General features: G+C 46.2%; 19 protein-coding genes. 10 read left to right on the plus strand and 9 right to left on the minus strand.

Translation table 11 applies throughout. The features are described from left to right. Positions 1–21: 21 nt before the first annotated feature. The 4 genes from E5S67_RS34670 (at position 22) to E5S67_RS08300 (ending at position 6,319) form a co-directional block, all read left to right on the plus strand. Positions 22–207: a DUF6888 family protein gene (locus E5S67_RS34670; RefSeq protein WP_422614725.1), complete on the plus strand. Its 186-nt coding sequence runs from the start codon at positions 22–24 to the stop codon at positions 205–207. Beyond that, positions 194–721 (plus strand): DUF6887 family protein, encoded by a 528-nt coding sequence (locus tag E5S67_RS08290; RefSeq protein WP_172186563.1) that lies wholly within the window; start codon positions 194–196, stop codon positions 719–721. The genes E5S67_RS34670 and E5S67_RS08290 overlap by 14 nt, the downstream gene beginning before the upstream one ends. 32 nt (positions 722–753) lie before the next feature. Beyond that, positions 754–4,890, plus strand: coding sequence for an ATP-binding protein (locus E5S67_RS08295; RefSeq protein WP_172186588.1), 4,137 nt, complete (start codon positions 754–756; stop codon positions 4,888–4,890). A 106-nt stretch (positions 4,891–4,996) separates the two neighbouring features. Next, on the plus strand, positions 4,997–6,319 hold the full coding sequence (locus tag E5S67_RS08300) for a hybrid sensor histidine kinase/response regulator (protein ID WP_172186589.1): 1,323 nt from the start codon (positions 4,997–4,999) through the stop codon (positions 6,317–6,319). A gap of 145 nt (positions 6,320–6,464) precedes the next feature. Here the strand turns inward: E5S67_RS08300 and E5S67_RS08305 are convergent, their stop codons facing one another. Then, positions 6,465–7,004, minus strand: a complete 540-nt coding sequence (locus tag E5S67_RS08305; RefSeq protein WP_172186590.1) for a GIY-YIG nuclease family protein — start codon at positions 7,002–7,004, stop codon at positions 6,465–6,467. Between the two features lie 59 nt (positions 7,005–7,063). Then, a complete protein-coding gene (locus tag E5S67_RS08310; RefSeq protein WP_172186591.1) occupies positions 7,064–7,390 on the minus strand; it encodes a hypothetical protein in 327 nt (108 codons plus the stop codon). A gap of 331 nt (positions 7,391–7,721) precedes the next feature. Between E5S67_RS08310 and E5S67_RS08315 the strand changes: the two genes are divergently transcribed. Then, a complete protein-coding gene (locus tag E5S67_RS08315) occupies positions 7,722–8,522 on the plus strand; it encodes a hypothetical protein (protein ID WP_172186592.1) in 801 nt (266 codons plus the stop codon). 85 nt (positions 8,523–8,607) lie between these two features. On the opposite strand, the gene E5S67_RS08320 is transcribed toward E5S67_RS08315, so the two are convergent. Further along, the gene (locus E5S67_RS08320) at positions 8,608–9,471 is read right to left on the minus strand and encodes a sulfite exporter TauE/SafE family protein (RefSeq protein ID WP_172186593.1); all 864 of its coding nucleotides are present in this window, start codon (positions 9,469–9,471) and stop codon (positions 8,608–8,610) included. An 80-nt stretch (positions 9,472–9,551) separates the two neighbouring features. Beyond that, positions 9,552–10,394 carry a pentapeptide repeat-containing protein gene (locus tag E5S67_RS08325; protein WP_172186617.1) on the minus strand — a complete coding sequence of 281 codons (843 nt, stop codon included), beginning with the start codon at positions 10,392–10,394 and terminating at the stop codon, positions 9,552–9,554. Between the two features lie 280 nt (positions 10,395–10,674). Between E5S67_RS08325 and ilvD the strand changes: the two genes are divergently transcribed. Beyond that, positions 10,675–12,360: a dihydroxy-acid dehydratase gene (gene ilvD / locus E5S67_RS08330; protein WP_172186594.1), complete on the plus strand. Its 1,686-nt coding sequence runs from the start codon at positions 10,675–10,677 to the stop codon at positions 12,358–12,360. A 117-nt stretch (positions 12,361–12,477) separates the two neighbouring features. Here ilvD and E5S67_RS08335 read toward each other — a convergent pair whose 3' ends face one another. From E5S67_RS08335 to E5S67_RS08345, 3 genes are all read right to left on the minus strand, one after another. After that, entirely contained in the window at positions 12,478–13,008 is a 531-nt protein-coding gene (locus tag E5S67_RS08335; protein ID WP_172186595.1) for a DUF937 domain-containing protein, read from the minus strand. Between the two features lie 390 nt (positions 13,009–13,398). After that, entirely contained in the window at positions 13,399–15,330 is a 1,932-nt protein-coding gene (locus E5S67_RS08340; protein WP_172186596.1) for a sensor histidine kinase, read from the minus strand. Positions 15,331–15,478: 148 nt separating this feature from the next. After that, entirely contained in the window at positions 15,479–15,790 is a 312-nt protein-coding gene (locus E5S67_RS08345; protein ID WP_172186597.1) for a hypothetical protein, read from the minus strand. A 267-nt stretch (positions 15,791–16,057) separates the two neighbouring features. Between E5S67_RS08345 and E5S67_RS08350 the strand changes: the two genes are divergently transcribed. Continuing rightward, a complete protein-coding gene (locus E5S67_RS08350) occupies positions 16,058–17,689 on the plus strand; it encodes a YcjF family protein (protein WP_172186598.1) in 1,632 nt (543 codons plus the stop codon). 329 nt (positions 17,690–18,018) lie between these two features. Here the strand turns inward: E5S67_RS08350 and E5S67_RS08355 are convergent, their stop codons facing one another. Then, positions 18,019–18,270, minus strand: coding sequence for a hypothetical protein (locus tag E5S67_RS08355; protein ID WP_172186599.1), 252 nt, complete (start codon positions 18,268–18,270; stop codon positions 18,019–18,021). A 215-nt stretch (positions 18,271–18,485) separates the two neighbouring features. Between E5S67_RS08355 and E5S67_RS08360 the strand changes: the two genes are divergently transcribed. Beyond that, positions 18,486–19,415, plus strand: a complete 930-nt coding sequence (locus E5S67_RS08360; protein ID WP_172186600.1) for a phosphoribulokinase — start codon at positions 18,486–18,488, stop codon at positions 19,413–19,415. A gap of 199 nt (positions 19,416–19,614) precedes the next feature. Here E5S67_RS08360 and E5S67_RS08365 read toward each other — a convergent pair whose 3' ends face one another. Then, on the minus strand, positions 19,615–19,821 hold the full coding sequence (locus E5S67_RS08365) for a hypothetical protein (RefSeq protein WP_172186601.1): 207 nt from the start codon (positions 19,819–19,821) through the stop codon (positions 19,615–19,617). 110 nt (positions 19,822–19,931) lie between these two features. Between E5S67_RS08365 and E5S67_RS08370 the strand changes: the two genes are divergently transcribed. Both E5S67_RS08370 and E5S67_RS08375 read left to right on the plus strand, forming a co-directional pair. Continuing rightward, complete coding sequence (locus E5S67_RS08370) at positions 19,932–20,912, plus strand: ABC transporter ATP-binding protein (RefSeq protein WP_172186602.1); 981 nt, start codon at positions 19,932–19,934, stop codon at positions 20,910–20,912. Between the two features lie 578 nt (positions 20,913–21,490). Continuing rightward, the coding region (locus E5S67_RS08375; RefSeq protein ID WP_216670286.1) for a DUF4114 domain-containing protein at positions 21,491–22,673 on the plus strand (1,183 nt) is incomplete at its 3' end.

The following is a 22,673-nucleotide window of genomic DNA, read 5'->3' on the forward strand; positions in this document are numbered from 1 at the left end:
GAGAGTGAAGGAGGAAAAATTATTCCTACAGCAGCGCAGTTACTCAAATGCTTTGTAGTTTGCTATGAATTAACAAATATGTATCAGCCTATCTACATAGTGCGGCTCGATGAACGCACAAATTACCTGTATATTTTGGCTGGTGAAACTATTGAAATAGAGATTTATCCTAACGGGCAATGGAGATACTGTGATGAACAAGCCTAATTTTCAAGCTATGAGCAGAAAGGAATTGCGAGCTTACGTACTTGCTCACCGAGAAGATAATGAGGCTTTCTATGCTTTGGCGGATCGGCTGCACGAATCAGTAGCCGCAACAGAGGCTGCCGTTGTTAAATGGTTGCAATTCCAGCATCCCAATCAAACTATTAATAAAATTTCCGAAAGCTCCTCTAGCTTGATTTTGACAGATGCAGAGGGAAATCAAACAGAAATTAAAATTCAAGTTATGGGCAGTTATCTGCCGAATAATAAGCCATTAATCGAGCTGTTAATTAACGATATGATTTCCCATACACAAAAACAACATATAAAAACTCTGGCTGTTTTTGTTAGTAGAAATGAATCAACAGCAAAACAGCTAGAAACAGAACTGACAGAGGCAAATTTTGACAGCCGCGCCCAATCTTCGCTGGTAGTTGGCTATATTGAACCCGGAGGAAAATTTCAGAGCCTACCAGGCGCAACAATTGCCGGGGTGAAGGCAGACCACAGCAGTTAAAATTCGATCGCCAGCACAATTGGTTCACACCCATGCCCATTTATCCCTTCAACCGCCCAGCCGCCAAACTTTTCAGCAAGCTGCCCCTGCGAACGGTTCTGATTGTTCCGTTTGTTTTGCAAACGATAAGTGTAGTCGGGCTAGCGAGCTTTCTTTGTTTCAAAAGCGGTCAGGAATCAGTCGAGAATGTAGCGCATCAGCTAATCGAACAAGTAGGAGAGCGGATTAGCGATCGCCTCACCGATCCTGATGGGCTGTCGGCAATCAATACCTTTCTGGCTCGGCTGCACTTCTCTGCATCGGGACAGACTTTTATAATGGATCGATCGGGGAATCTGATTGCCACATCCACACGAGAAACACCCTTGGTGACGCAAGCAAAAAACCAACCGACGCCATTGCTAGCCCTCAACAGCAAGGACGCCCGAACGCGAGATATTGCTCGACAACTCGCCAACCGATTCGGCAACTTCCGCACCCTGCAAACAACTCAGAAAATTACCCTGGCGAACAACCGCGATCGCGAGCGGCAGTTTGTCCGCGTCACTCCTTATCGAGATTTCCGTGGCTTGGATTGGTTGATTGTGGTGGTGGTGCCAGAGTCTGATTTCATCGCTCGCCTTCAAGCAAATACACGCAACACATTGTGGTTGTGCGCCGGTACGCTGCCGCTGGCGATCGCGATCGCATTGTTGACTTCCCGTTGGGTGACAAAGCCAATTATGCGCTTGAATACCGCCGCCAAAAATGTTGCAAAAGGAAAATGGGATCGACCTTTAGAAATTAGACGCTTGGATGAAGTCGGAGAATTGACCAATTCCTTTAATCTTATGGCAGCACAACTGCAACAGGCTTTTACAGACCAAAAATCTTTAAATGAAGCTTTAGCGCAGAGCGAGAGCCAACTGAAGCAATTTATCGAAGCCATACCTGCGGGAGTATCTATCCACGATGCCTCCGGTAAAGCCGTGTACTTCAACGAAACTGCCAAGCATTGGCTCGGCGTAGAAACTATCCCCGATACGACTTTACAAGAAGCAGTAAAAGTTTATCAAATGTACCGCAAAAACCAGCCGTATCCAACTGAAGAACTGCCCGCATTCCGAGCGCTGCGCGGCGAAACGGTGTTCCTTGACGATTTAGAACTTCATCGAGATGGGAAATTTATTCCTTTTGAGGTGCGCGCCACACCAATTTTCGATGAAGGCGGAAACATTATTTATGCCCTGATTATTTTTTATAACATCGCACAGCGCAAACAATCTGAAAAAATATTAACTGACTACAATTGCACTTTAGAAGCCGAAGTTGCGGAACGTACCTACGCCTTAGCTCGTGCTAACGAAATATTACAATATGAAATAGCCGAGCGCCAATTAATCGAGCAAAAACTTTACACTTCTACCGAGCAAGTTCTACAAATATTTGAGTCAATTGCAGATATTGTATTAATTTTTGAATTACCAGAAAAAACGATCAAAATTATACCTACCAAGGGCATTTCTCACTACAACTATCAGACGAGTCAGATTGACTCGATCATCGAACAATTTTTTCATGAGGAAAGCGAGGAGATTTATTTCGCTCAAGTTCGACAGGCATTGGAAATTAAACAAACGATTAGTTTTGATTACAGTCAGCAGATTAATAATCAAGAAGTTTGGTTTGCTGCTAAAATTTCGCCGCTGTCCGATCGCTCTGCGGTTTGGGTAGCGCGCGACATTAGCGATCGCCAGTTAGCCGAATCCCGACTGCTGGAAGCCCAAAAAATTGCTCGTATTGGTAGTTGGGAACACGATATCGCCACAAACACAACCACTTGGAGTGAGGAACTCTATCGCATTTACGAGTTCGATCCGACTCAAAAACCGCTGCCAACCGAACAATTAATCGAGCGTTTTCATCCAGAAGATCGATCGCGCTATGTCACAATACTTCGCGATCGAGCTATGTCGGGACAAAGCTTTGAAATCGATCTGCGGCTGATCCGAAGAGATGGCTCGCTCTGTTACATAGAAGTCAGAGGGAAACCGCTTTATGATGAAAAAGGGCAGTTGATGCGTTTGTTTGGCACTGTCTTGGATATTAGCGATCGCAAACAAGCCGAGTCAGCTTTGCGAGAAAGCGCGCAGGGGGAACAAGCCATCGCCCGATCGATCGATCGCATCCGTCAATCCTTAGATATTGACACAATATTCAAAACTACAACCTCTGAACTGCGACAAACCCTAAAATGCGATCGTGTCGGTATCTATCGTTTTAATCCTGATTGGAGCGGGGAATTTGTTGCCGAATCACTGGCTCCGGGCTGGATATCTCTGATGCAACAAACCGACGATTTTAATTTTCCAAACACTCTCCTCGAAGACTCTCGCTGTACCGTGAAAACTATGCAAGCCTCCGCTGAACCAGTGCGAGATACCTATCTACAAAGAAATCAAGGCGGTATGTATGCTAGAGGCGTTCCTTACCACATAATTGAAGACATATACAGCGCTGGGTTGAACCCTTGTTACCTGCAACTGTTAGAGCAATTTCAAGCTAGAGCCTACGTTATTTTTCCTATATTTTGCGGCAGTCAACTTTGGGGTTTGCTCGCCAGCTATCAAAATTCTGCACCCCGCACTTGGCGCGAAGCAGAAATCAATATTGGGGTGCAAATTAGCACTCAACTGGGAGTCGCCTTACAACAAGCTCAATTGCTCGAAGCCACTCAGCAGCAATCGCTACTGCTCCAACAAGCCGCCTGGGCAGCAGAAGCCGCCAACGTCGCGAAAAGCACTTTCCTGGCAAATATGAGCCACGAACTCCGCACCCCGCTCAACGCAATTCTGGGATTCTCCCAATTGATGCAGCGTTCTACCAACCTCAGTCGCGAACAGCAGGAAAATATCCGCATTATCAACTGCAGCGGAGAACACTTGCTAGCTCTGATCAATCAAATATTAGATTTAGCCAAAATAGAGGCGGGACGCATTACCCTCAACCCAACAGACTTTAAATTAAGCAACTTGCTGAACGATGTAAAAGAGATGTTCCAACTTCAGGCACGGGAGCAACAATTACAGTTAACATTTGACTGCTCTAGCGATATTCCCGAATACGTGCAAACCGATCAACTTAAGTTGCGCCAAGTTTTAATTAATCTGCTTTCTAACGCTATTAAGTTTACGAAAGAAGGAGGCATTGCGGTAAGAGTAAGTGCGGTTAGGGATGGTGAAAACCAGCAATTACCAATCACTAATTATCAATTACATTTTGAAATAGAAGACACTGGTTTCGGCATGGCTCCTGAAGAGTTAGAGCGGCTTTTTCAACCGTTTGTGCAAACCAAAACAGGGGCAGCATCTCAGCAGGGAACAGGCTTGGGGCTGGCTATCAGCCAACAGTTTATCAAGCTGATGGGTGGCATCATTACTGTGCGCAGTGAAGAAGGACGCGGCACAACCTTCGCGTTTGATATCTCCGTCAGCGCCGTTGAGGCTCCGGCGACTCAACCCCTACAGCCGCCGCGTCGGGTGATAGCTCTAGAACGCAACCAACAGCGCTATCGTATTTTGATTGTGGACGATCGAGCCGACAACCGCCAACTGCTGATCGAACTCCTCGCTGCCTTTAACTTTGAACTCCAAGAAGCCAGCAACGGCATAGAAGCTATTGAAATGTGGTCGAGTTTTGAGCCACACTTAATTTTTATGGATATGTGGATGCCCGTGATGGATGGACAGGAAGCGACGAAACGTATTAAAGCCACGGTTAAAGGTCAAGCTACCCCCATTATTGCCCTGAGTGCCGGTAACGCCGAGGAAGCGCGAACCGTGACTGTATCAGATGATTGCGATGACTTTATCCACAAACCCTTTCGAGATACAGAAATCTTTGCCACCCTGCACAAACATCTCGGAGTGCGTTACATTTACGATGAACCGGAGAGTGTTCCCGACTCAACTCAAATCGAAGCTCCCACTCCAGAGACTGTTGCAGCTTTACCCGCAGATTGGCTGGCAGCTTTAGAGAAAGCCACAATTGAGTGCGATTTAGAGTTAATACTTATCCAAATTGAACAAATTCGCGATCGAAATGACGCTTTAGCTAGCGCTCTAGCCGCATTGGCTAACGAGTTTCAGTTCAACCAAATACTAGCTCTCATCCATCCCGAAATAAAATAAAAACGATATTATATCGGGTTTGTATTGAGTACGACCGTCCTCATAAAACCCGCTCGGACGGTCGAATTCACTACAAACCTATAAATGTTATTTTACCAAACTAGATATGAATCGCGAACCAACTCCCGTTTTAAAAGGGAATATTTTAATTGTTGATGATATTCCGGCTAATTTGCAACTTTTAGCTCAAATACTCTCGCAGCAAGGGTACAAAACACGCACCGCACCCGATGGCAAACTAGCTCTGCGGTCGATCGAATTAACTGCTCCTGACTTGATTTTGCTCGATATCATGATGCCCGGTATGGACGGCTACAAAGTCTGCCAAGCATTGAAAGCTTCTCCCACAACCAAGGACATTCCGGTTATTTTTATCAGTGCTTTAAATGAAGTGTTTGATAAAGTCAAAGCCTTTGAACTTGGTGGTATAGATTATATCACAAAACCGTTTCACGAACAAGAAGTTCTGGCCCGCGTCTCAAATCAACTCGTGCAGCGCCAGTTGTTTCAACAAACGCAATCCTACGCCCAGCAACTCGAACAAACTGTAACTGAACTCAAGAAGACTCAAGCTCAGTTAATACAGAAGGAAAAAATGGCTTCTTTAGGTCAGCTAGCGGCAGGGATTGCTCACGAAATCAACAATCCCGTCAGCTTTATCTACGGCAATCTTGCTCTAGCGGCGGACTATGCGCGAGATTTGCTTCGCCTCGTGGAATTGTACCGACATTACTACCCGCACCCCGTTCCAGAAATTATCGGCGAATTGGACGAGATTCAACCCGAATTCATCGCAGAGGATTATCCAAAACTGCTGAATTCGATGAAAGATGGTGCTTCTCGGATCAGTCAAATTGTGATGTCTTTGCGCAACTTCTCCCGCCTTGGCGAACAAAAGTACAAGTCAGTGGATATTCATCAAGGCATTGACAATACTTTAGTTATTTTGCAGCACCGGCTGAAGGGAGCAAACAAAGCTGGTGAGATAGAGGTCATTAAACACTACAGCCAACTGCCAAGAGTCACCTGTTACGCCAGTGAATTAAATCAGGTGTTCATGAACCTGCTAAGTAATGCTATTGATGCCCTGCAAACTCAACCGTCTCCCCGAAAAATTACCATCAGCACTTCAGTAAGTTGTGAGTCAGAATCGGCCCTGCACAATCAAGATTCAAAATTAGCCACTCACAACTATAAATCGGTTGTTATTCACATTGCCGATAACGGTTGTGGGATGAGTGAGGAAGTGCGCCACCAGATATTTGACCCATTTTTTACTACGAAGCCTGTAGGCAGCGGTATTGGATTAGGGTTGGCAATCAGTCACGATATTGTAGTGGAAAAACATCGAGGGCAAATCAGTTGTATTTCTGCTCCGGGCCGAGGAGCCAAGTTAATTGTGCAGATTCCGATCTGTGTTAAATCTTAACTGTTAAAATGTTAACAGACGGAGATGATATATCAGATAGATTGTAGCCGAGAATCTGTAGGGAAACGGCATTGCCGTGTCCGGCGCGGGAATTAGGGAAACGGCAATGCCGTTTCCCTACTGTTCGCAGTAAGGACTATTGTATTTACTTTAAATCGAGCAATCCGCTAGTTTTCAACTTGGGATTAAATCGAATTTCTTCAGTTACACCGCGAGCTTTCAGCAGCGAAAAAATTTCATTTTCCACGCGCCGCGCAACATTTTTCAACAATTTATCTTTGGCAATTTCATCGGCGAAGATACCTTCATAATTTGCCGTTTCTTGGGCAGTCATCACAGTTTTTGTGTCGATGGGATCGTTCCACTTGGCAGCATCAACACCGTTGCCTTGGGGTTGGGAACCGTTTTCCGCAATCCAACTCGAGCGGATGCTTTCTAGAATAGTGCGGCTGGGTTTGTCGATAGTTTGGATTTTCAGCCAGTAGCAATATTGGGTTTGGCGTACCAAATGCTGTTTGAGGCTGAGGTAAATGTCGCGAGAATAACCGACAAATTGCAGGACTTTCTCGCTGTCAAAAATTGCGTAAACGCCAATTTTTCCCTGGATCAAATCGGGCAATTTCCCCTCGGAGTCAATGTAGGGAATGAATTCTAAGCTGGCGAGAGAGTGAATGTCTTCTGTCATCCGATTTTAGATTTTAGATTTTAGATTTTAGATTAAACCACAGATGAACCAGCCTTGACCTAACTCTTGAAAACGCGATAAACGGCACAGAGGCGGCTGGGTTTAAATATTTTGGCTTGGAACATGAAATTAGGCGGGACGTTGACGATCGCAAAATCGCTCGATTCGTGATACTTTTCAAATTCAGCAGGCATTCCCTTCGGCGTCTCGCTGCTGTAAGGGACGGGCTGAAAAAGTAACTCGGCAAACTCAATGCGCGAGCATTGCAATTGTAGGGCTACTTGTTGGAGAAAGCTGTCACCGGTTAATGAACCGAACAGTGCAGTTTTAGCATCAGGTTCGAGGACAAAACTGCTATCGTAGCTTTCAATAATCTTAAGACCCATTTTCTGTGTACTCCTGACAGACGGCGGTTAACGGTTATCAGTTATCAGTTAACTGTTGATTGAGCGATCGACTTAATCCTGAATTTTACCTGAGACTGACCGTTTTGAACGCACAAGGTATTCGGCATGAGGTCAATCGATTTTAGATTTTAGATTTTAGATTTTAGATTGAAGCATTGACCCCACGGATGAATCTGGGGGCTTGTATCCTGGATGCTTTCGGTCAATAAAAATACCACAATCCCGAAAATTTGACAAATAGCCCTGATTTATTTGCCGATCGCTTTTATCATGTCCCTATCGCCATCTATCAGACTACGACTAAAAGGCTATGCAGAAGATTGAAAAAGCATCATTCCCAGCTTTGAGAAGTGCCCCGAACCAGCCGGATTGGCTAGAATTCGCAGAATACGCCTCTGTTGCCGGTTCAGCGATTGGCGCGATTGCTGCTGGATTGTCAGGCCAAATTCTCTACGCTGTTGCCCCTTTAACCGCAGCACTCTCGCTGAATCTCGCCAATCGCCAGCGTTTCGAGCAACAAATGCAACACAAGGCAAATTCTGCGATCGCGGACGTACAGGCCGCTGTAGAACGTCGCTCGCAGCAAGTTCAGATACTACCTGGACAACCTGCGGAACTCTACACCGCTGTCTCCGACTTGCAGCAGAAAATCCTGGGCTTGGAATCCGGCGCCATCGCCGAGGTACAAGCTGCCGTAGCCTCCCTCGAACGCCAAGCGCAGGCGCTTCCGGCCGATTCTCAGGAGTTCAACACCATCCTGTTGGATTTGCAGCAAAAAGTCCGCATTTTGGAAAATAGTGCCCTCAGAGAGCATGATTGGGAAAATGTCAACGTCCGATTTTTATTGGTGAACGAAAAGTTAACTGAAGTTAAAACTCTTACAGCTCAGTTGCAGGAGCAATCGAACGAAGTAGACTTGGAGACAATCCAAGCTTCTGTGAAGCAATTGCAGGATTTGCTCGATCGACCCACAATAGACACAGAAATGCTGCAAACCGAGATGCAGCATTTGCAGCAGCAAGTTTCCGAGTTGAAGCGGCAAAATCAAGAAATTGTCAAGCCTTATTTGCAGCGTCTGACTCGCGCCGTGAAGAAACTATCCACAAATTAGTCGTTAGTTAGGAGTTTTTCGTAGGCTGCTGCGCGCACTTTCCCTCCTTCTTTCGTAGGGTGCGCCGGGCCGCGCACCTTACCAATTACCCATTACTAAATTTTTGCCAAGCTTGCCAGAAAATATAAATCGATAAGATTGCCAAGAGCGATCGGAAAGCTAAACTCACAATACGATCGGGCAATCTCGGCAAAAACCGCGTGCTCACCTGCACCCCCAACAAACCGCCGCCGCCCAGAATCAACCCCACAACCCACAAAACATTCCCGCGCGCCGCGTGTCCAGCAGTCGCGGAAATTGCCGTGATGACGATGACGCCCAAGCTCGTTTGAATTGCAGTTTTAATGCTTTCTCCTAACAGCAAAATTTGCAGGGGAACCATAATCACGCCCCCGCCTACGCCAAACAAACCCGCTAATAAACCCGCAGCACTGCCGGTAGCAATTTTAGCAAAAGTTGGATGGAATAAAATATTTGAATTTTGTGGTAATTGGTAATTGGTAATTGGTAATTGAGGATTTTCCCCTTGTCCCGCTTGTCCTCCTAGTTCCCCTTGTTCTGCTTCCGCTTTCTTCTTAGCTGTCACGCGCTTGCGAACTTCAATTAAATAAATATTCAGCCACAGCAACAGCCCAAAACTAAGTAACAGCAAGTAAGGCGGAAATATCCCCGCCAAATAAGCACCGATTTGTGCTGTGATGACGGCGGGAAATCCGATACCGGCGACTTGACTCAAGCTGAGGTAGCCCATGCGCCAATTCTGGATGCTGCCAGAAATAGCTGTAATGACGATCGACAAACCGCTAGTAGCAACCGCTTGCACCGGAGCGTAATTGAGAGCCACCAACAAAGGTACGAGCACCGTACCGCCGCCGATACCCAAAAAACCAGCTAGAATTCCGGCAAAAAGTCCGGCCGCACCCAGAATCAATAATTCACTGATAGTCATTAGTCATTAGTCTGTAGTTAACAGTTAACAGTCAACAGTCAACAGTTAACAGTCAACAGTTAACAGTCAACAATCAAATTTTAAGAGTCATTAGTTGTGCCGTCGGGCATAATTGCCCGCCTCAAATCTGCATCGCGGAAGTTAGTTCGATTGAGATTAGCATCAATCAAAACCGCTTCCATCAAAATAGCCCCGCTAAAGTTAGACCAGCAAAGCTTTGCCCGGTACAAATTAGCACCGCTCAAGTTAGCTCTTGCCAGCGTTGACCAACTCACATTAGCAACTCTCAAATTAGCATTGCTCAGATTAGCTTCGCTCAGATTAGCTCCAACCATCGTTACTTGGCGCAAGTCTGCACCAGTCAGGTTGGCCCCGCTTAGCATCGCCCCGCTGAGGATAGCCGTTGTCAAGTTCGCTCTTTCCAAAAGCGACTCGCTAAGGATGGCATTTGTCAGGTTTACCGCTTTGAGAGTTGACCAGCTCAAATTTGCTTTCATCAAATTAATGCGAATCATGCTAGCGTCGGTTAAGTTGGCCGCAAACAAATTCGCTTCGGTAAAGTTGGCTTCGGTCAAATTAGCTTCCGTCAAATTAGCCTTGGTCATGTTGACTTCTCTCGCCATTGAGCCGCGAAGGTTGGCTCCCATCAGGTTAGCCCCGCTGAGATTGGCGCGGCTCAAATCAGTACCGATCAGATTTGCTTCGGTCAAATTAGCTTCCGTCAAGTCCACCCCTGGCAATTTCACCTCGCGCAAGTTCGCTCCCGTCAGGTTAGCGCCTTTGAGGTTTGCGTCTTGGAAATTCGCTCTGGTAAAGTTAGCCTCGCTGAGGTTTACCCCTTGTAAGTCGGCCCCGGCGAGGTTAATTTCTCGAAAATTTCTTTCTCCGGCCGCATATTGCCTCAGAATTCGATCGGCCTCCATGTCATTCGCCTCGCAATTGTTTTCAAACGTTAGAGTGATGGGTGTTACCACATCATCCCAGATAACTACGGTATTCACCCTGCACGTGTAGTATCTGTAGAATCTTTGCACTGCTTTCCTGGCAATGCTGTGCTGCTGCCTCCTAAAAGGCCTGACAAATATCAACGCTTCTGAGAAAATCAACAATAGGGTAAAACTCTCGGCACTGGGCACTCAAACAGCCAGCAGCAAAGAAAAACAGACAACTGAACAACAGACAACTGACAAAGGAAATTTTAAAATGCCTGAAAATTTGAGAAGCCAAGCTGTGACTGGGGGCGTGCAGCGCGCGCCCAACCGGGCAATGCTGCGGGCAGTCGGTTTTGGCGACGGCGATTTCACTAAGCCGATTGTGGGGATTGCCAACGGGTACAGCACTATTACGCCCTGCAACATGGGATTGAACGACCTCGCCTTGCGGGCTATTGCGAGTGCAAATGAAGCCGGGGCAATGCCGCAGGTGTTCGGTACGATTACTATCAGCGACGGGATCTCAATGGGAACTCAAGGGATGAAATATTCTCTGGTGTCGAGAGATGTGATTGCTGATTCCATCGAAACTGTTTGCAACGGCCAAAGTATGGACGGGTTGCTGGCTGTCGGCGGTTGCGATAAAAATATGCCGGGGGCGATGATTGCGATCGCCCGCATGAACATTCCTGCTATTTTTGTTTACGGCGGCACGATCAAACCCGGACACCACAACGGACGGGATTTAACCGTCGTCAGCGTTTTTGAAGCAGTCGGTCAATTCAGCGCCGCCAAAATTGACGAAACAGAACTCAATGCAGTGGAACACAAAGCTTGTCCGGGTGCGGGTTCTTGCGGCGGAATGTTCACAGCAAATACGATGTCGAGCGCTTTTGAAGCGATGGGCATGAGTTTGCCTTATTCTTCGACAATGGCTGCTGAGGATGCCGAAAAAGCTGACAGCGCTGCGGAATCTGCAAAAGTTGTGGTGGAAGCTGTCCGCAAACAGTTGTTACCCAGCCAGATTTTGACTCGCAAGGCTTTTGAAAATGCGATCGCGGTAATTATGGCAATCGGCGGTTCAACCAACGCTGTGCTGCATTTATTGGCCATTTCAAATGCGATCGGAGTTGAACTGTCCCTCGACGATTTTGAAACTATTAGAGCCAAAGTGCCGGTGCTGTGCGACCTCAAACCCAGCGGCAAATACGTAGCAACCGATTTGCACAAAGCCGGCGGCATTCCTCAAGTAATGAAAATGCTGTTAGAACAGGGTTTGCTGCACGGCGACGCGCTGACAATTACCGGTCAAACTGTTGCTGAAGTGTTGGCAGATATTCCAGCCGAACCCCGCACCGACCAAGATGTCATCCGCCCTTGGAACAACCCGCTTTACGCCCAAGGACATTTAGCAATTCTCAGGGGAAATCTGGCAACAGAAGGAGCCGTTGCTAAAATTACTGGCGTTAAAAAACCGATAATTACCGGCCCGGCGCGGGTATTTGAATCAGAAGAAAATTGTTTGGATGCAATTTTAGCGGGCAAAATTCAAGCCGGAGATGTGATTGTGATCCGCTACGAAGGGCCCAAAGGCGGGCCGGGAATGCGCGAAATGTTAGCACCAACTTCGGCAATTATTGGCGCAGGTTTGGGCGATTCTGTGGGGTTAATTACTGACGGTCGCTTCTCTGGCGGAACTTACGGCATGGTTGTAGGTCACGTTGCACCAGAAGCGCAAGTTGGCGGCACAATTGCTTTGGTAAAAGAGGGCGATTCTATTACAATTGATGCTAAAAATCGCTTGTTGCAGCTCAATGTTTCTGATGCAGAGTTGGAGCAGCGGCGCGCTCTTTGGCAGCCTCCTAAACCTCGGTATACTAAAGGCGTTTTGGCTAAATATGCTAAGTTGGTTTCTTCTAGCAGTGTTGGTGCTGTGACTGATTTGGGTTTGGGTTAAAGTAGGAGTTCTTGTAACCGCAGATCGAGGCAGATAAACGCAGATGAACGCAGATAGGATTTTATCTGCGTTCATCTGTTTCCATCCGCTGATATCTGCGGTTACAAAATTCCCAAATTAACTGTGCTGATTCAAAAAGCGGCCTGCCATCGACATGGCGTCAGTAATATCTACGTCGCCGTCTCCATCTGCATCTAAAAACGTATTCAAAACGGGATTGCTGCCTGGGGCTGGGTTTTGGCCGTTGCTGCCGGTTTTTAGCAAATTCAGCACCAGCGGCACCAAAACAGGTATCATCGCCTGCACTGTGGCGTTATTCAAACCGGTTCTGTGGGCGATATCGTTCACTATCTGCGTCAGTTGGCCTGCTCCGAACAAACTCTGTACCGCTTCCGGATTGGGATTTGTGCCGCTAAATTGGTTGACAACTTCTTGAGCTTGTGCGTCTCCTGACTGCGCTCGCACGTCTTGCAATGCCGATCGCACGTATCCGCCCAAAACCGACATTGCTAGCTGAGTCGTGCCCGTATTGACGCCCTGGTTGCTGCTCAACTGCTCTACCGCACCCAGAATGTTGCCCAACTCATTGGGACTTGCTTGTTGGTTGGGATTGTCGATCGCGCTCAAAATTTGGTCAAATAGTCCCATAATTTTTGCTCCGTACAGTTGTTTCTCAACTTTAAATTATAGCAACTCCTGTTTTTCAAGATTACGAAAAATTGTTTTGAGTTGGGTATTATCACTCATCTATTGGCGTAGCGACAGCCAGTCAATCGATTTTAGATTTTAGATTTTAGATTTTAGATTTTAGAATTGAAGCATTGATCCCACGAATAAATTCGGGGGATTGTTTATCGGATACAGGTTTTTTATTTCTCCACTGATGAATCCGGGGGCTTGTATCCTGGATGCTTTCGGTCAGTAAGCAATCTCATACAATTTGAGATTTGAGATTTGGAATGAATTATGACATCAGAGTTTAGATTGCGGGCTTAGAATGGTCTTCTTTTTTGAAATGGCTCTAAAAACTGATAATTTTTATTTTTTTACAGTTCCTCTCTCCTCGGACTTGCTTGGCAAGTTCTCGTTGCGGAGGGAATTATCTTCGCGAGAAATTGGAGGTTCTAAGAGCGTATTTGGCATTAAATCATCCTGCTTAATCGGCAGGGCGATCGTAAATTCCGTCCCCGTTCCCACCTCCGACCAAAAGTTAATTGTCCCGCCGTGTTTCTTGACAATAATTTCGCGACCGATTGCCAATCCCAAACCAGTACCTACACCTCTCGGTTTAGTCGTAAAGAATGTTTGAAACATTTTTTCTTGACTTGCTGCCGCTATTCCCGTACCGTTATCGGAAATTCGCACTACCACTGAGTCGTCGTCTAAGTATTCTGTAGCAATCACAATCCTGGGCAAAAAACTCGGTGCTTCCTGTTTGATTGACTCTGAAGCCGATTGTTTTTTCGCCTCCTCAAAACTTGTTTTCTCACTTTTTGCTTTCTCCTCCACAGCATCTAGTGCATTGTTCAGAATGTTCACAAACACCTGGTAAAGCAAACCCATATAGCCTTCAACATTCGGAATGTTCCCGTAATTTCGCACCACTTCAACGCCCTGTTTGATTCGGCTGTTGAGAATCAGCAAACTGCTGTCTATGCAGGCGTGCAAATCGACGGGATGAGGGGCCGCATCGTCGAGGCGAGAAAAATCTTTCAAACTTAAGATAATAGCTTTGGCTCTTTCAGCGCCTACTTGCATCGAGTCAAATATTTTCATCAAATCTTCTTTGAGAAAATCGATGTCTATTTCTTCGCCTTTCGCGATCACTGCGGCAGGCGGCTTGGAAATTTCTGTTTCGTAAGTGTTGAGCAAATCTAAAATATCTTCAACATAATGTTTCGCCGGGTCGATATTGGCATATATAAAATTGATTGGGTTGTTAACTTCGTGAGCAACACCGGCCAACATCCGCCCCAAACTTGCCATTTTCTCATTTTGAAGTATGTGGCTTTCTTGTCCGGCTTTCAATTCTTCTAGCAAGTGATTTACTTTCTGAATCAGTTGATTCAGCGAAGCTGCTAATACTCCCACTTCATCGGTGCTGGTAACAGGTACTTGCAACTGAAAATTAGACTCTTGGGTCACTCGCTGAGCGATATTAGTTACAGCGGCGAGGGGTTTGGCGATCGCCCGACTGGTGAAGCCCGCCAGCAGTGCTGCAACGACGATCGACAGTGCCATGCTACCAAAAATTATTTGCACCCGCAGCGCTTGCGCTCGCAGCAGGGCCTCCCCCGCTGCATCTTCTTGCTCTTGGACGCGATCGATAATTTCTGCTATATCATTGACCGCCCTATCTAGTTCCAACCCAATTTTATCTCGATCTAAATTCGACAGCAACTTGCGTTTAACACTTTTTTGAGCGGGGTTATTTGGCAAATTACTTATTTTTTGATTGACAATTTCTAGCTGATGAAGGTAATTAGACAGTAGCGAAGCGTAATTGGTTTTAAAATTTTGTAAACCTTCTACCTCTTCCATGTCTTTATGACTTTCAATTTCAGATATGGACAACTTCAAACTGCGGGTATTGTTTTGTAGCTGTTGGTATTTGCGGTCAAAGATTTCAGGCTGTTCGATCCAGTAAATCAGCCGCTCTTGGCTGTTTTGCGTCCGCAGTAAAGCCACCTGCAACTTATTTAAAAGCCGACTTTCTAGATCGATGTGTACTTGATTGTTCGTTCTGCGATAGTAATGATTCCCCGCCAACATCCCGACAGTCGTTCCCCCAATCGCAACACAAAGAGCCAGTGCGTACCCACGCCAGATTTTGTCGCTAATACTGAGGTTGCTAAAGGAACGGGCTATTTGAGCGAAATAATTAAGCTTTGCTGGCTGGCTCTCTTTGATGTTATGCTCGCAAGAGGTAGCGAGTGTTTGTGAAGGCTGATTCAGATGTTTGAGCTGCATAGATGCTAACCTGTGAATAATTCACGCACTGACAATTCAGTCTAACTTAAGTCGTGACTGATTTGAGAGTACGGCATGGATAATTAATTTGATAATTTTTGTGAATTAGGACGCTTTTACCTTGCCTGAGAAACCCGGTTTCTCGTTTCTACTTTTGGAGCTTCCAGGACGCACTGGCGTTAAAAAACCGGGTTTCTGTGTATTTAATGTCATATTTGTTTCTTAATAAAAAAGTATTGCTCGACTCGCTATTAAATAAATAAGTAGGTAGATGCAAATAAACTGGTCTGCGGTTCGGGCAGGTGATAAGCTGTAGCTGAGTAGTCGTGCAAGCTACAATTTCAGCAAGAGGGCGATCGCATTTGTCCGTCCCGCTGGCGCTCAAACTCCGCAAATCGCGCCCGCAGACGGACAGAATCGGGTTTGCGGGCTGGTGCAGTACGATCGGGCGCTTCGCCATACCATTTTAGATTTGAGATTTTAGGTTTTAGATTGGGAATGACTGGTGACTATCGGGCTTTGCAGCTTGCCTACAGTTGCATTCTTTTTTTTAACTCGTAAGCTGTCGCGCATTTAATTTGTAAGCTACTGTTTACTTAAACTCTTGTGGCGCGGGCAGGAGAACCCGCGATCGAGCTTCAATCTAAATGCCAAATAGCTTATCACTTCCGAATTCTCATGAAAATGTAAAAATCAAAGCATAACCCTTTTATTTGCCGCTTTCCTCATGCCTTTGCCGCGCCTGTTAACCTTAATTGCTGCTTTCTGCCTCGCCCTGGGGCTGATTATTGGGCTGGTGAGTTCCTTAACAGGGCTTTACAGTCAAGTTGCGTGGTCTGCTTCTCCGCTGCTGGCTAATTTGCTGATTTTCCTGATAATTGTACTTTTGGGAACGTTAATTTTTGCGCTGTTTTACTATTTTAGGCTGCTGCAACGCCCGCAGAAAGTTAAGGGAAAACGACCCATTAATCCTAAGGTTCCTGTTGTAAAAAGTGAAGCTGCTTCGGAAAATCTCAAAGCAATCAGGCAGCAAGTCGATCGCATTCAAGATGAAGTAGCGCGGCAAGCTTTGCTGTTGAGAGCCCGCGAAATTGAAGCTAGCATGGCTCGCGGCAGCGTTCGAGTAGTTGTTTTCGGCACCGGTTCTGCCGGCAAAACTTCCGCTGTCAATGCGCTGGTGGGGCGGATGGCGGGACAGGTGGGCGCGCCGATGGGAACTACCGAAGTTGGGGAAACTTACACTCTGAAATTGAAAGGAATCGATCGAGAATTAGCAATTACTGATACCCCAGGGATCTTGGAAGCGGGAGTTGCGGGAACTTACAGAGAGGAATTGGCGAGGCAGTTGGCGGCGAGGGCAGATTTGATCTTATTTGTTTTGGACGGCGATTTGCGAAAATCCGAGTACGAACCGCTGCGGACTTTGGCGGAAATTGGCAAAAGGTCGATCGTGGTTTTTAATAAAGTTGATCTTTATCCCGATACCGACAGAGATGAAATTCTCGATCGGCTGCGGCAGCGAGTCAAAGGTTTTGTATCAGCAATGGATGTAGTAGCGATTAGCGCCAATCCGCAAAAAGTTGTACTAGAAGACGGCACAATTTTTCAGCCAGACCCGGATATTATGCCATTAATTCGGCGCGTCGCTGCGATTTTGCGAGCCGAAGGCGAAGACTTAATTGCCGACAATATTTTACTGCAATCTCAGCACTTGGGAGACCAAGCGCGCAAGTTAATTGACGCTCAAAGGAGACGGCAAGCTGATAAAGCAGTAGAGCGATTTCAGTGGATCGGAGCCGGAGTAATTGCCGTAACGCCTTTGCCAGTTGTGGATTTGTTAGCGACAGCAGCAGTTAACGCTCAGATGGTAGTAGAAATTGCCAAGATTTACGGCTGCGAATTAAATATCGATCGCGCCAAAGAATTGGCATTGTCTCTAGCAAAAACCCTAGCCAGTTTGGGAATAGTTGAAGGCGTAATTCAAGTAGTCTCAAGGGCGCTACAATTAAGCGTAGCCGGGTTTGTACTTGGCAAAGCAATTCAAGCAGTCAGCGCCGCTTATTTAACCAGAATTGCCGGTAAAAGTTTTATTGAATATTTCCGTCACGACCAAGATTGGGGCGATGGTGGCATCACCGAAGTTGTGCAAAGGCAGTTTCAGTTAAATAGGAAAGACGAGTTTGTCAAAGCATTTGTCAAAGATGCGATCGCCCGCGTTGTCGAACCTCTGAACATCTATCAGCAAGAATCGGAACCAGAATTAGAAATGTCAGCGGAATTGGAACCAGAACCTTTGTATCAGTCGCCGCAACACGACGATTGGGAAACCCACACCAACAAGCGAAACGATGAGTGGTAATTAGTAATATCAAGTCCGGCTTAAATATCCCCCGGATTTCTCAGTTTGCGCAGGCCGACTTTGTTTGACTCTTGAGCGGTTTCAACCGCAGATTGAGGGATAATGAACTAATGTCGCCCCAGCAATAAATAAACCATCATTTCTCCTTTATCTTTAATCTCAACAGCACCACGCATTTTAAACGAAAATTTATCTTTTATTTGTTTAAATTTAGAAATTACGCATGGGTGCGTCGAAACCGATTTTTTTCACGGAAAAACTTCGTTACAGCAAGCAAGCAAAAGTAAGAAATAGGTTTTTAAGAGCATGATTGCGTCCTGAACTCAAATTTATACTAATTTGTCAGGCACAGCGAAAGCTGTGGCTAAAACTTCATATTGCGAGTAAATTCGATCGGCTTCGGCGTCGATTGATTGACTGGCAAGTTGATTAACTGCTTGCTGGCCGTTTTGAAACCAAAAATATCCCACGATTCCCACTGCTGGTGCAATTTGCACTAGAAAAGAGACTACCGGGACACTTTGCAGGGGTAATTTTCCCGAAATTCCCACAATAGCCGGATTCAAAAGTACGATCGACATCGCGGGCAGTTGAGAAATGGGCGTGATTTTTTAATCAGATACTCTTTCAGTCTCAGGTGCCGCATTATATTAAGAAATATGACAATAATTTTACACATTAGGGAGAGTCCGGGGGATCGGGTCAAACCATCGGATCGAGCGATCGGATCGAACACAACTTTGATAAGATGTAAGATTCACAACAAAATTTGCTATTGTCCGTCGGGGTAAAAACAATGAGCGATCGACCAATTATTCTCGGTATTGTCGGAGACAGCGCAGCGGGCAAAACCACCCTGACGCGGGGAATTGCCCAAGTATTGGGGCCAGAAAATGTCACTGTGATTTGCACTGACGACTATCACCGCTACGACAGAAAGCAGCGGGCAGAAATCGGAATCACAGCATTGCATCCCGACTGCAATCACCTCGACATCATGCAGCAGCACCTCAGCTTGCTGCGCACGGGACAAGCAATTCTCAAACCCATCTACAACCACACCACAGGTACATTCGACGCGCCGGAATACATCAAGCCCAGCAAATTTGTCATAGTTGAAGGTTTGCTGGGTTACGCAACCCGAACAATCCGCGATTCTTACGACGTAAAAGTGTATCTCGCTCCTCCCGAAGAGTTGCGAACTCAGTGGAAAGTTAAGCGGGATATCATGAAGCGCGGTTATACTGAAGAACAAGTGCTTGCAGAAATAAAAAAACGGGAACCGGACTCGGAAGACTTCATTCGTCCTCAGCGTGAATCGGCCGACGTTGTAGTTAGTTTTTACCCGCCCGAAGCGGACAATGAATCCAATTTGAGCGTGCGTTTAGTGCTCAGGCCGACAATTCCTCACCCTGATTTTACTGAAATTTTAGGTCTAGGCAGCGAGAGTTTTAAACCTGCAATTCGCTTGGAACTCGATCGGGATATGGGCAAACCTGTTGACGTTTTGGAAGTAGACTCCCACGCTACCAGCGATCAGGTAAACGAACTGGAAATGATCTTGTGCAGCGAGTTGCCACACCTGCGGGGATTTTGCACCGCCCAAGGCAACCCGGAAATTGGCAAACTGATCGGCACAACTGGCGAAGTTTTGCAAAGTTACCCTCTAGCTTTGACGCAGTTGCTGGTTGCGTATCACATGATGAAAGCAATTCACGTGTATTAATTGAGAAAACTTGGCGGTTGAAACCGCTCAAGAATATAACTTTCGTCCGCGGCTCGACGCTCGATTCGCCGAACGTCCTGCGCGGACTAAATAGTGGTAAGGTGCGCAATGCGCACTCTACAAATAGCAGCATTTCGCCCACAGTTTTACGTACATAATTTATGGGCGAAATTGCGGAATTTAAATTATATTATTTGTGTCACAATTGAGGATAAATCCTCAGTGGTGGTAAAGTCAGAGTAGCATTAGCCAATTGCTGAATCGGCAGCGAGACGGGCAACTGACTTTGAGGTGCGGGCAGCATTTCGCCTCGGAAGTCGAGGATGGTGACGAGCAGCAGGTAGGCAACTGCTAAAATTATAGAAATCACCCCAGTGATAATAGCAATAATTTTTGAACGATCCATATTCAGAAATATTTAAGTGCAGCTAATATTAGTTTAACATTAAAAAGAACAATTATTACTGAACTTGTGCCATAGAATATAATCAGGTGCTACTTATTTCGCTTACGAAAATGGAACCTCTTATAGATGCGCCAACTCCCACCGAGATGCCCGGATATACCCCAGTGGTGGAAACATTTAATCTGGGCAAGTTCTACCGTACCGGCTTCTGGATGAATGAAAAAATTGAATCGCTCAAAAATTGCACTCTGACTGTCTCTGAGGGGGAAACTTTCGGGTTGTTAGGGCAAAATGGAGCGGGGAAAACTACGCTGCTGAAAACTTTGCTGGGTATAGTGCGCCCCACTTCTGGCCGGGCGCTGCTGTTGGGAAGGCCTTTGGGCGATCGCACTGTGAAGCAGCGAGTCGGCTACTTGCCAGAAAATCCCTATTTTTACGATTATCTCACGGGCTGGGAATTCTTGCAATTTGCGGCGGGGTTATTTCAAATTCCCCCCTCGATTCAGCGGCAGCGAATTCCGAATTTGCTAGACTTAGTTGGGCTATCTCAATCAGCAGCAATTAAAAAACAGTTGCGCCAGTATTCTAAGGGAATGCTGCAACGGATCGGCATGGCTCAAGCTTTGATTAACAATCCAGATGTGGTATTTTTAGATGAGCCGATGTCGGGTTTAGATCCGATGGGACGCTATCAGATGCGGGAGATAATTTTATCGCTGAAAAATCAAGGAAAAACAATTTTTTTTAATTCGCATATATTGTCTGATGTGGAGAAGATTTGCGATCGAGTGGCAATTTTAGCGAAGGGTGAGTTAATTTGCATTGGTGCGATTGACGAACTCCTCGGCAATACTGAAACTTACCGGGTTGAAGGTAGGGGGGGTCACTTGAATATCCTGAAAAAATGGATACCGGATATGGAAGTTGATAATGATTTGTGGTACGGTCATTTGCAGGGCGAGCCGAAGGAGTTTCTTTCTAGTCTGAACGGTACGGGAGGGCAGCTAATTGGGATGAATTTGGCTAAGCCTAGTTTGGAAGAGTTTTTTATGCAGCAACTGCAAGAAAGAGGGATTTACTCTAGTAGTTGAAGTCCATAAAATTGGCTGCTGAAACTCGGCGGTTGAAAGCACTACTACACAAACGAAGCCCCTCTCTAAGAGATTAAGAAAACGGGATATTCGGCCCGTTCCACAACACATCAAGCAGGACTTACGCGCCATATCCAGATGTATGGGCTCTTCATCAGCGCGGGGATTATTGCCCTACAAAACCTTATATTTAGAGGCTGTGCGTAAGTCCTGTCTCATTGACTGACATCTAAATTCGCCAAGCTAGTAATCGTTCAGATTGCTTGTCAACTTTGCACACATAAAGTATCCTCAACAGATAGAAGGTAGTAACGAGCTTTTTTTCAAAAAATCTTTAACCAAAACTAATACTATATCCTGCCTACAAAGTAATGTCTGTAAAGTTTGCTTGCATCGAAAAAAGTAAGACTTAATTCCGAGAGATAGGTGGCAGCTTACAATTGTAGATTTTTGAATTGGCGGATATCTGTGTTGTGGGGAGAGACCGGATCTGGGAAGCAGCCCAGATGTATTGAAACTCGATCGCTCAATTATGCCGACTGATTAAAATACAAGTAAGTTTGTTGACAGGGTGCAAAATGTCTAACATTCAACTCGGCAGTCTCAAGGATAACTATTTCAATATCGATTTCGTTGGTAAGCTAGATTCCACAGACATTTATCGTTTCAATCGTCCTGCTGCAGGCAGTTTTCAAGTCTTGGCTGAAGGTTTTAGCGGCGGTCTGAAAATGGAACTGCTCGACAGCCAAGGAAAGCCGATCGAAACTATCTCAACTAGCGGCAAAAAGCCCGGAACTCTCAGTACCGAGAATTTGGGCGCAGGAGACTATACTCTCAAAGTTTCTCCCATCTCCTCCGACACAAACTATCAGATTAGTCTGGCCGTAAATGACAAAGTTGACCCGCTCACGGGTTTGAAGGTTGACTCCGGTTTTTTTACGCCCGATCGCACTGGTGAAGTAGGCTTTGATTTCCTGTATGATGGCGGCGGATTCAAAGGACAATTAGCCATATTTAGTTTGCAGGGTATGGAGAAATTTACTCCAGGCTCTGAGGAATTTATCAAGGAAGCTGCAAAAAGAGCTCTGAGTAAATCGGTGTTGGGTCACGTAGTGATTTCTGATATTACAGAAGGCACAGATCCTCAATTCAGGGGCACTTTAGGAAAGGTAAATCTGAACACCGGTTCCTACAAAGGTGTGAAGAAGTTTGCGATGAACCCAGGAGAAGCATTTGCTGTGATGCTGGTGCCAGATGGCACGGTTAAGGAAGTATTTGATAAGCCTGATATTGGCGGCAACAAAAGTCCGCTGTTTTCGCTATCTAGCAGTGACGAGGATGATGCTTGGCTGTTGGGCCAGGTGGCAGATATTACTGGCGATGGTAAGGCATTTTCGATCGAGGATCGATCGATTACTCCGCTGTCAGATTACGACTACGATGATGTGATTTTCCGTTTGACGGGTGCAACTGGCAAAGCGGTGGAGGTGAAAGAAGTTATCGCTCCGGCTAAGGATTGGACTAAATCTGAAGGCGGTAAAAAATTGATCGATTATGTCACCTCAAAACTGCCTGATGAGCTTAAACCGCCTGTGGATACAGAACAACCTGTAGATCCAAAACCGCCTGCGCCTGCACCAACACCTGCGCCTGCACCTGCGCCGCTACCTGCGCCTGCACCAACACCTGCGCCTGCACCTGCGCCGCTACCTGCGCCGCGACCTGCGCCGGCACGTGGGCGGGAGCCGGCGCGGGCGCCGG

This window comes from Microcoleus asticus IPMA8 (genome assembly GCF_013179805.1).
Lineage (GTDB): Bacteria > Cyanobacteriota > Cyanobacteriia > Cyanobacteriales > Microcoleaceae > Microcoleus > Microcoleus asticus.

Excerpts from the sequence above, each read along its gene's own strand:
- E5S67_RS08290 (WP_172186563.1), top strand. The coding sequence starts at position 194 with ATGAACAAGCCTAATTTTCAAGCTATGAGCAGAAAGGAATTGCGAGCT.
- E5S67_RS08295 (WP_172186588.1), top strand. The coding sequence starts at position 754 with ATGCCCATTTATCCCTTCAACCGCCCAGCCGCCAAACTTTTCAGCAAG.
- E5S67_RS08300 (WP_172186589.1), top strand. The coding sequence starts at position 4,997 with ATGAATCGCGAACCAACTCCCGTTTTAAAAGGGAATATTTTAATTGTT.
- E5S67_RS08305 (WP_172186590.1), bottom strand. The coding sequence starts at position 7,004 with ATGACAGAAGACATTCACTCTCTCGCCAGCTTAGAATTCATTCCCTAC.
- E5S67_RS08310 (WP_172186591.1), bottom strand. The coding sequence starts at position 7,390 with ATGGGTCTTAAGATTATTGAAAGCTACGATAGCAGTTTTGTCCTCGAA.
- E5S67_RS08315 (WP_172186592.1), top strand. The coding sequence starts at position 7,722 with ATGCAGAAGATTGAAAAAGCATCATTCCCAGCTTTGAGAAGTGCCCCG.
- E5S67_RS08320 (WP_172186593.1), bottom strand. The coding sequence starts at position 9,471 with ATGACTATCAGTGAATTATTGATTCTGGGTGCGGCCGGACTTTTTGCC.
- E5S67_RS08325 (WP_172186617.1), bottom strand. The coding sequence starts at position 10,394 with ATGGAGGCCGATCGAATTCTGAGGCAATATGCGGCCGGAGAAAGAAAT.
- ilvD (WP_172186594.1), top strand. The coding sequence starts at position 10,675 with ATGCCTGAAAATTTGAGAAGCCAAGCTGTGACTGGGGGCGTGCAGCGC.
- E5S67_RS08335 (WP_172186595.1), bottom strand. The coding sequence starts at position 13,008 with ATGGGACTATTTGACCAAATTTTGAGCGCGATCGACAATCCCAACCAA.
- E5S67_RS08340 (WP_172186596.1), bottom strand. The coding sequence starts at position 15,330 with ATGCAGCTCAAACATCTGAATCAGCCTTCACAAACACTCGCTACCTCT.
- E5S67_RS08345 (WP_172186597.1), bottom strand. The coding sequence starts at position 15,790 with ATGGCGAAGCGCCCGATCGTACTGCACCAGCCCGCAAACCCGATTCTG.
- E5S67_RS08350 (WP_172186598.1), top strand. The coding sequence starts at position 16,058 with ATGCCTTTGCCGCGCCTGTTAACCTTAATTGCTGCTTTCTGCCTCGCC.
- E5S67_RS08355 (WP_172186599.1), bottom strand. The coding sequence starts at position 18,270 with ATGTCGATCGTACTTTTGAATCCGGCTATTGTGGGAATTTCGGGAAAA.
- E5S67_RS08360 (WP_172186600.1), top strand. The coding sequence starts at position 18,486 with ATGAGCGATCGACCAATTATTCTCGGTATTGTCGGAGACAGCGCAGCG.
- E5S67_RS08365 (WP_172186601.1), bottom strand. The coding sequence starts at position 19,821 with ATGGATCGTTCAAAAATTATTGCTATTATCACTGGGGTGATTTCTATA.
- E5S67_RS08370 (WP_172186602.1), top strand. The coding sequence starts at position 19,932 with ATGGAACCTCTTATAGATGCGCCAACTCCCACCGAGATGCCCGGATAT.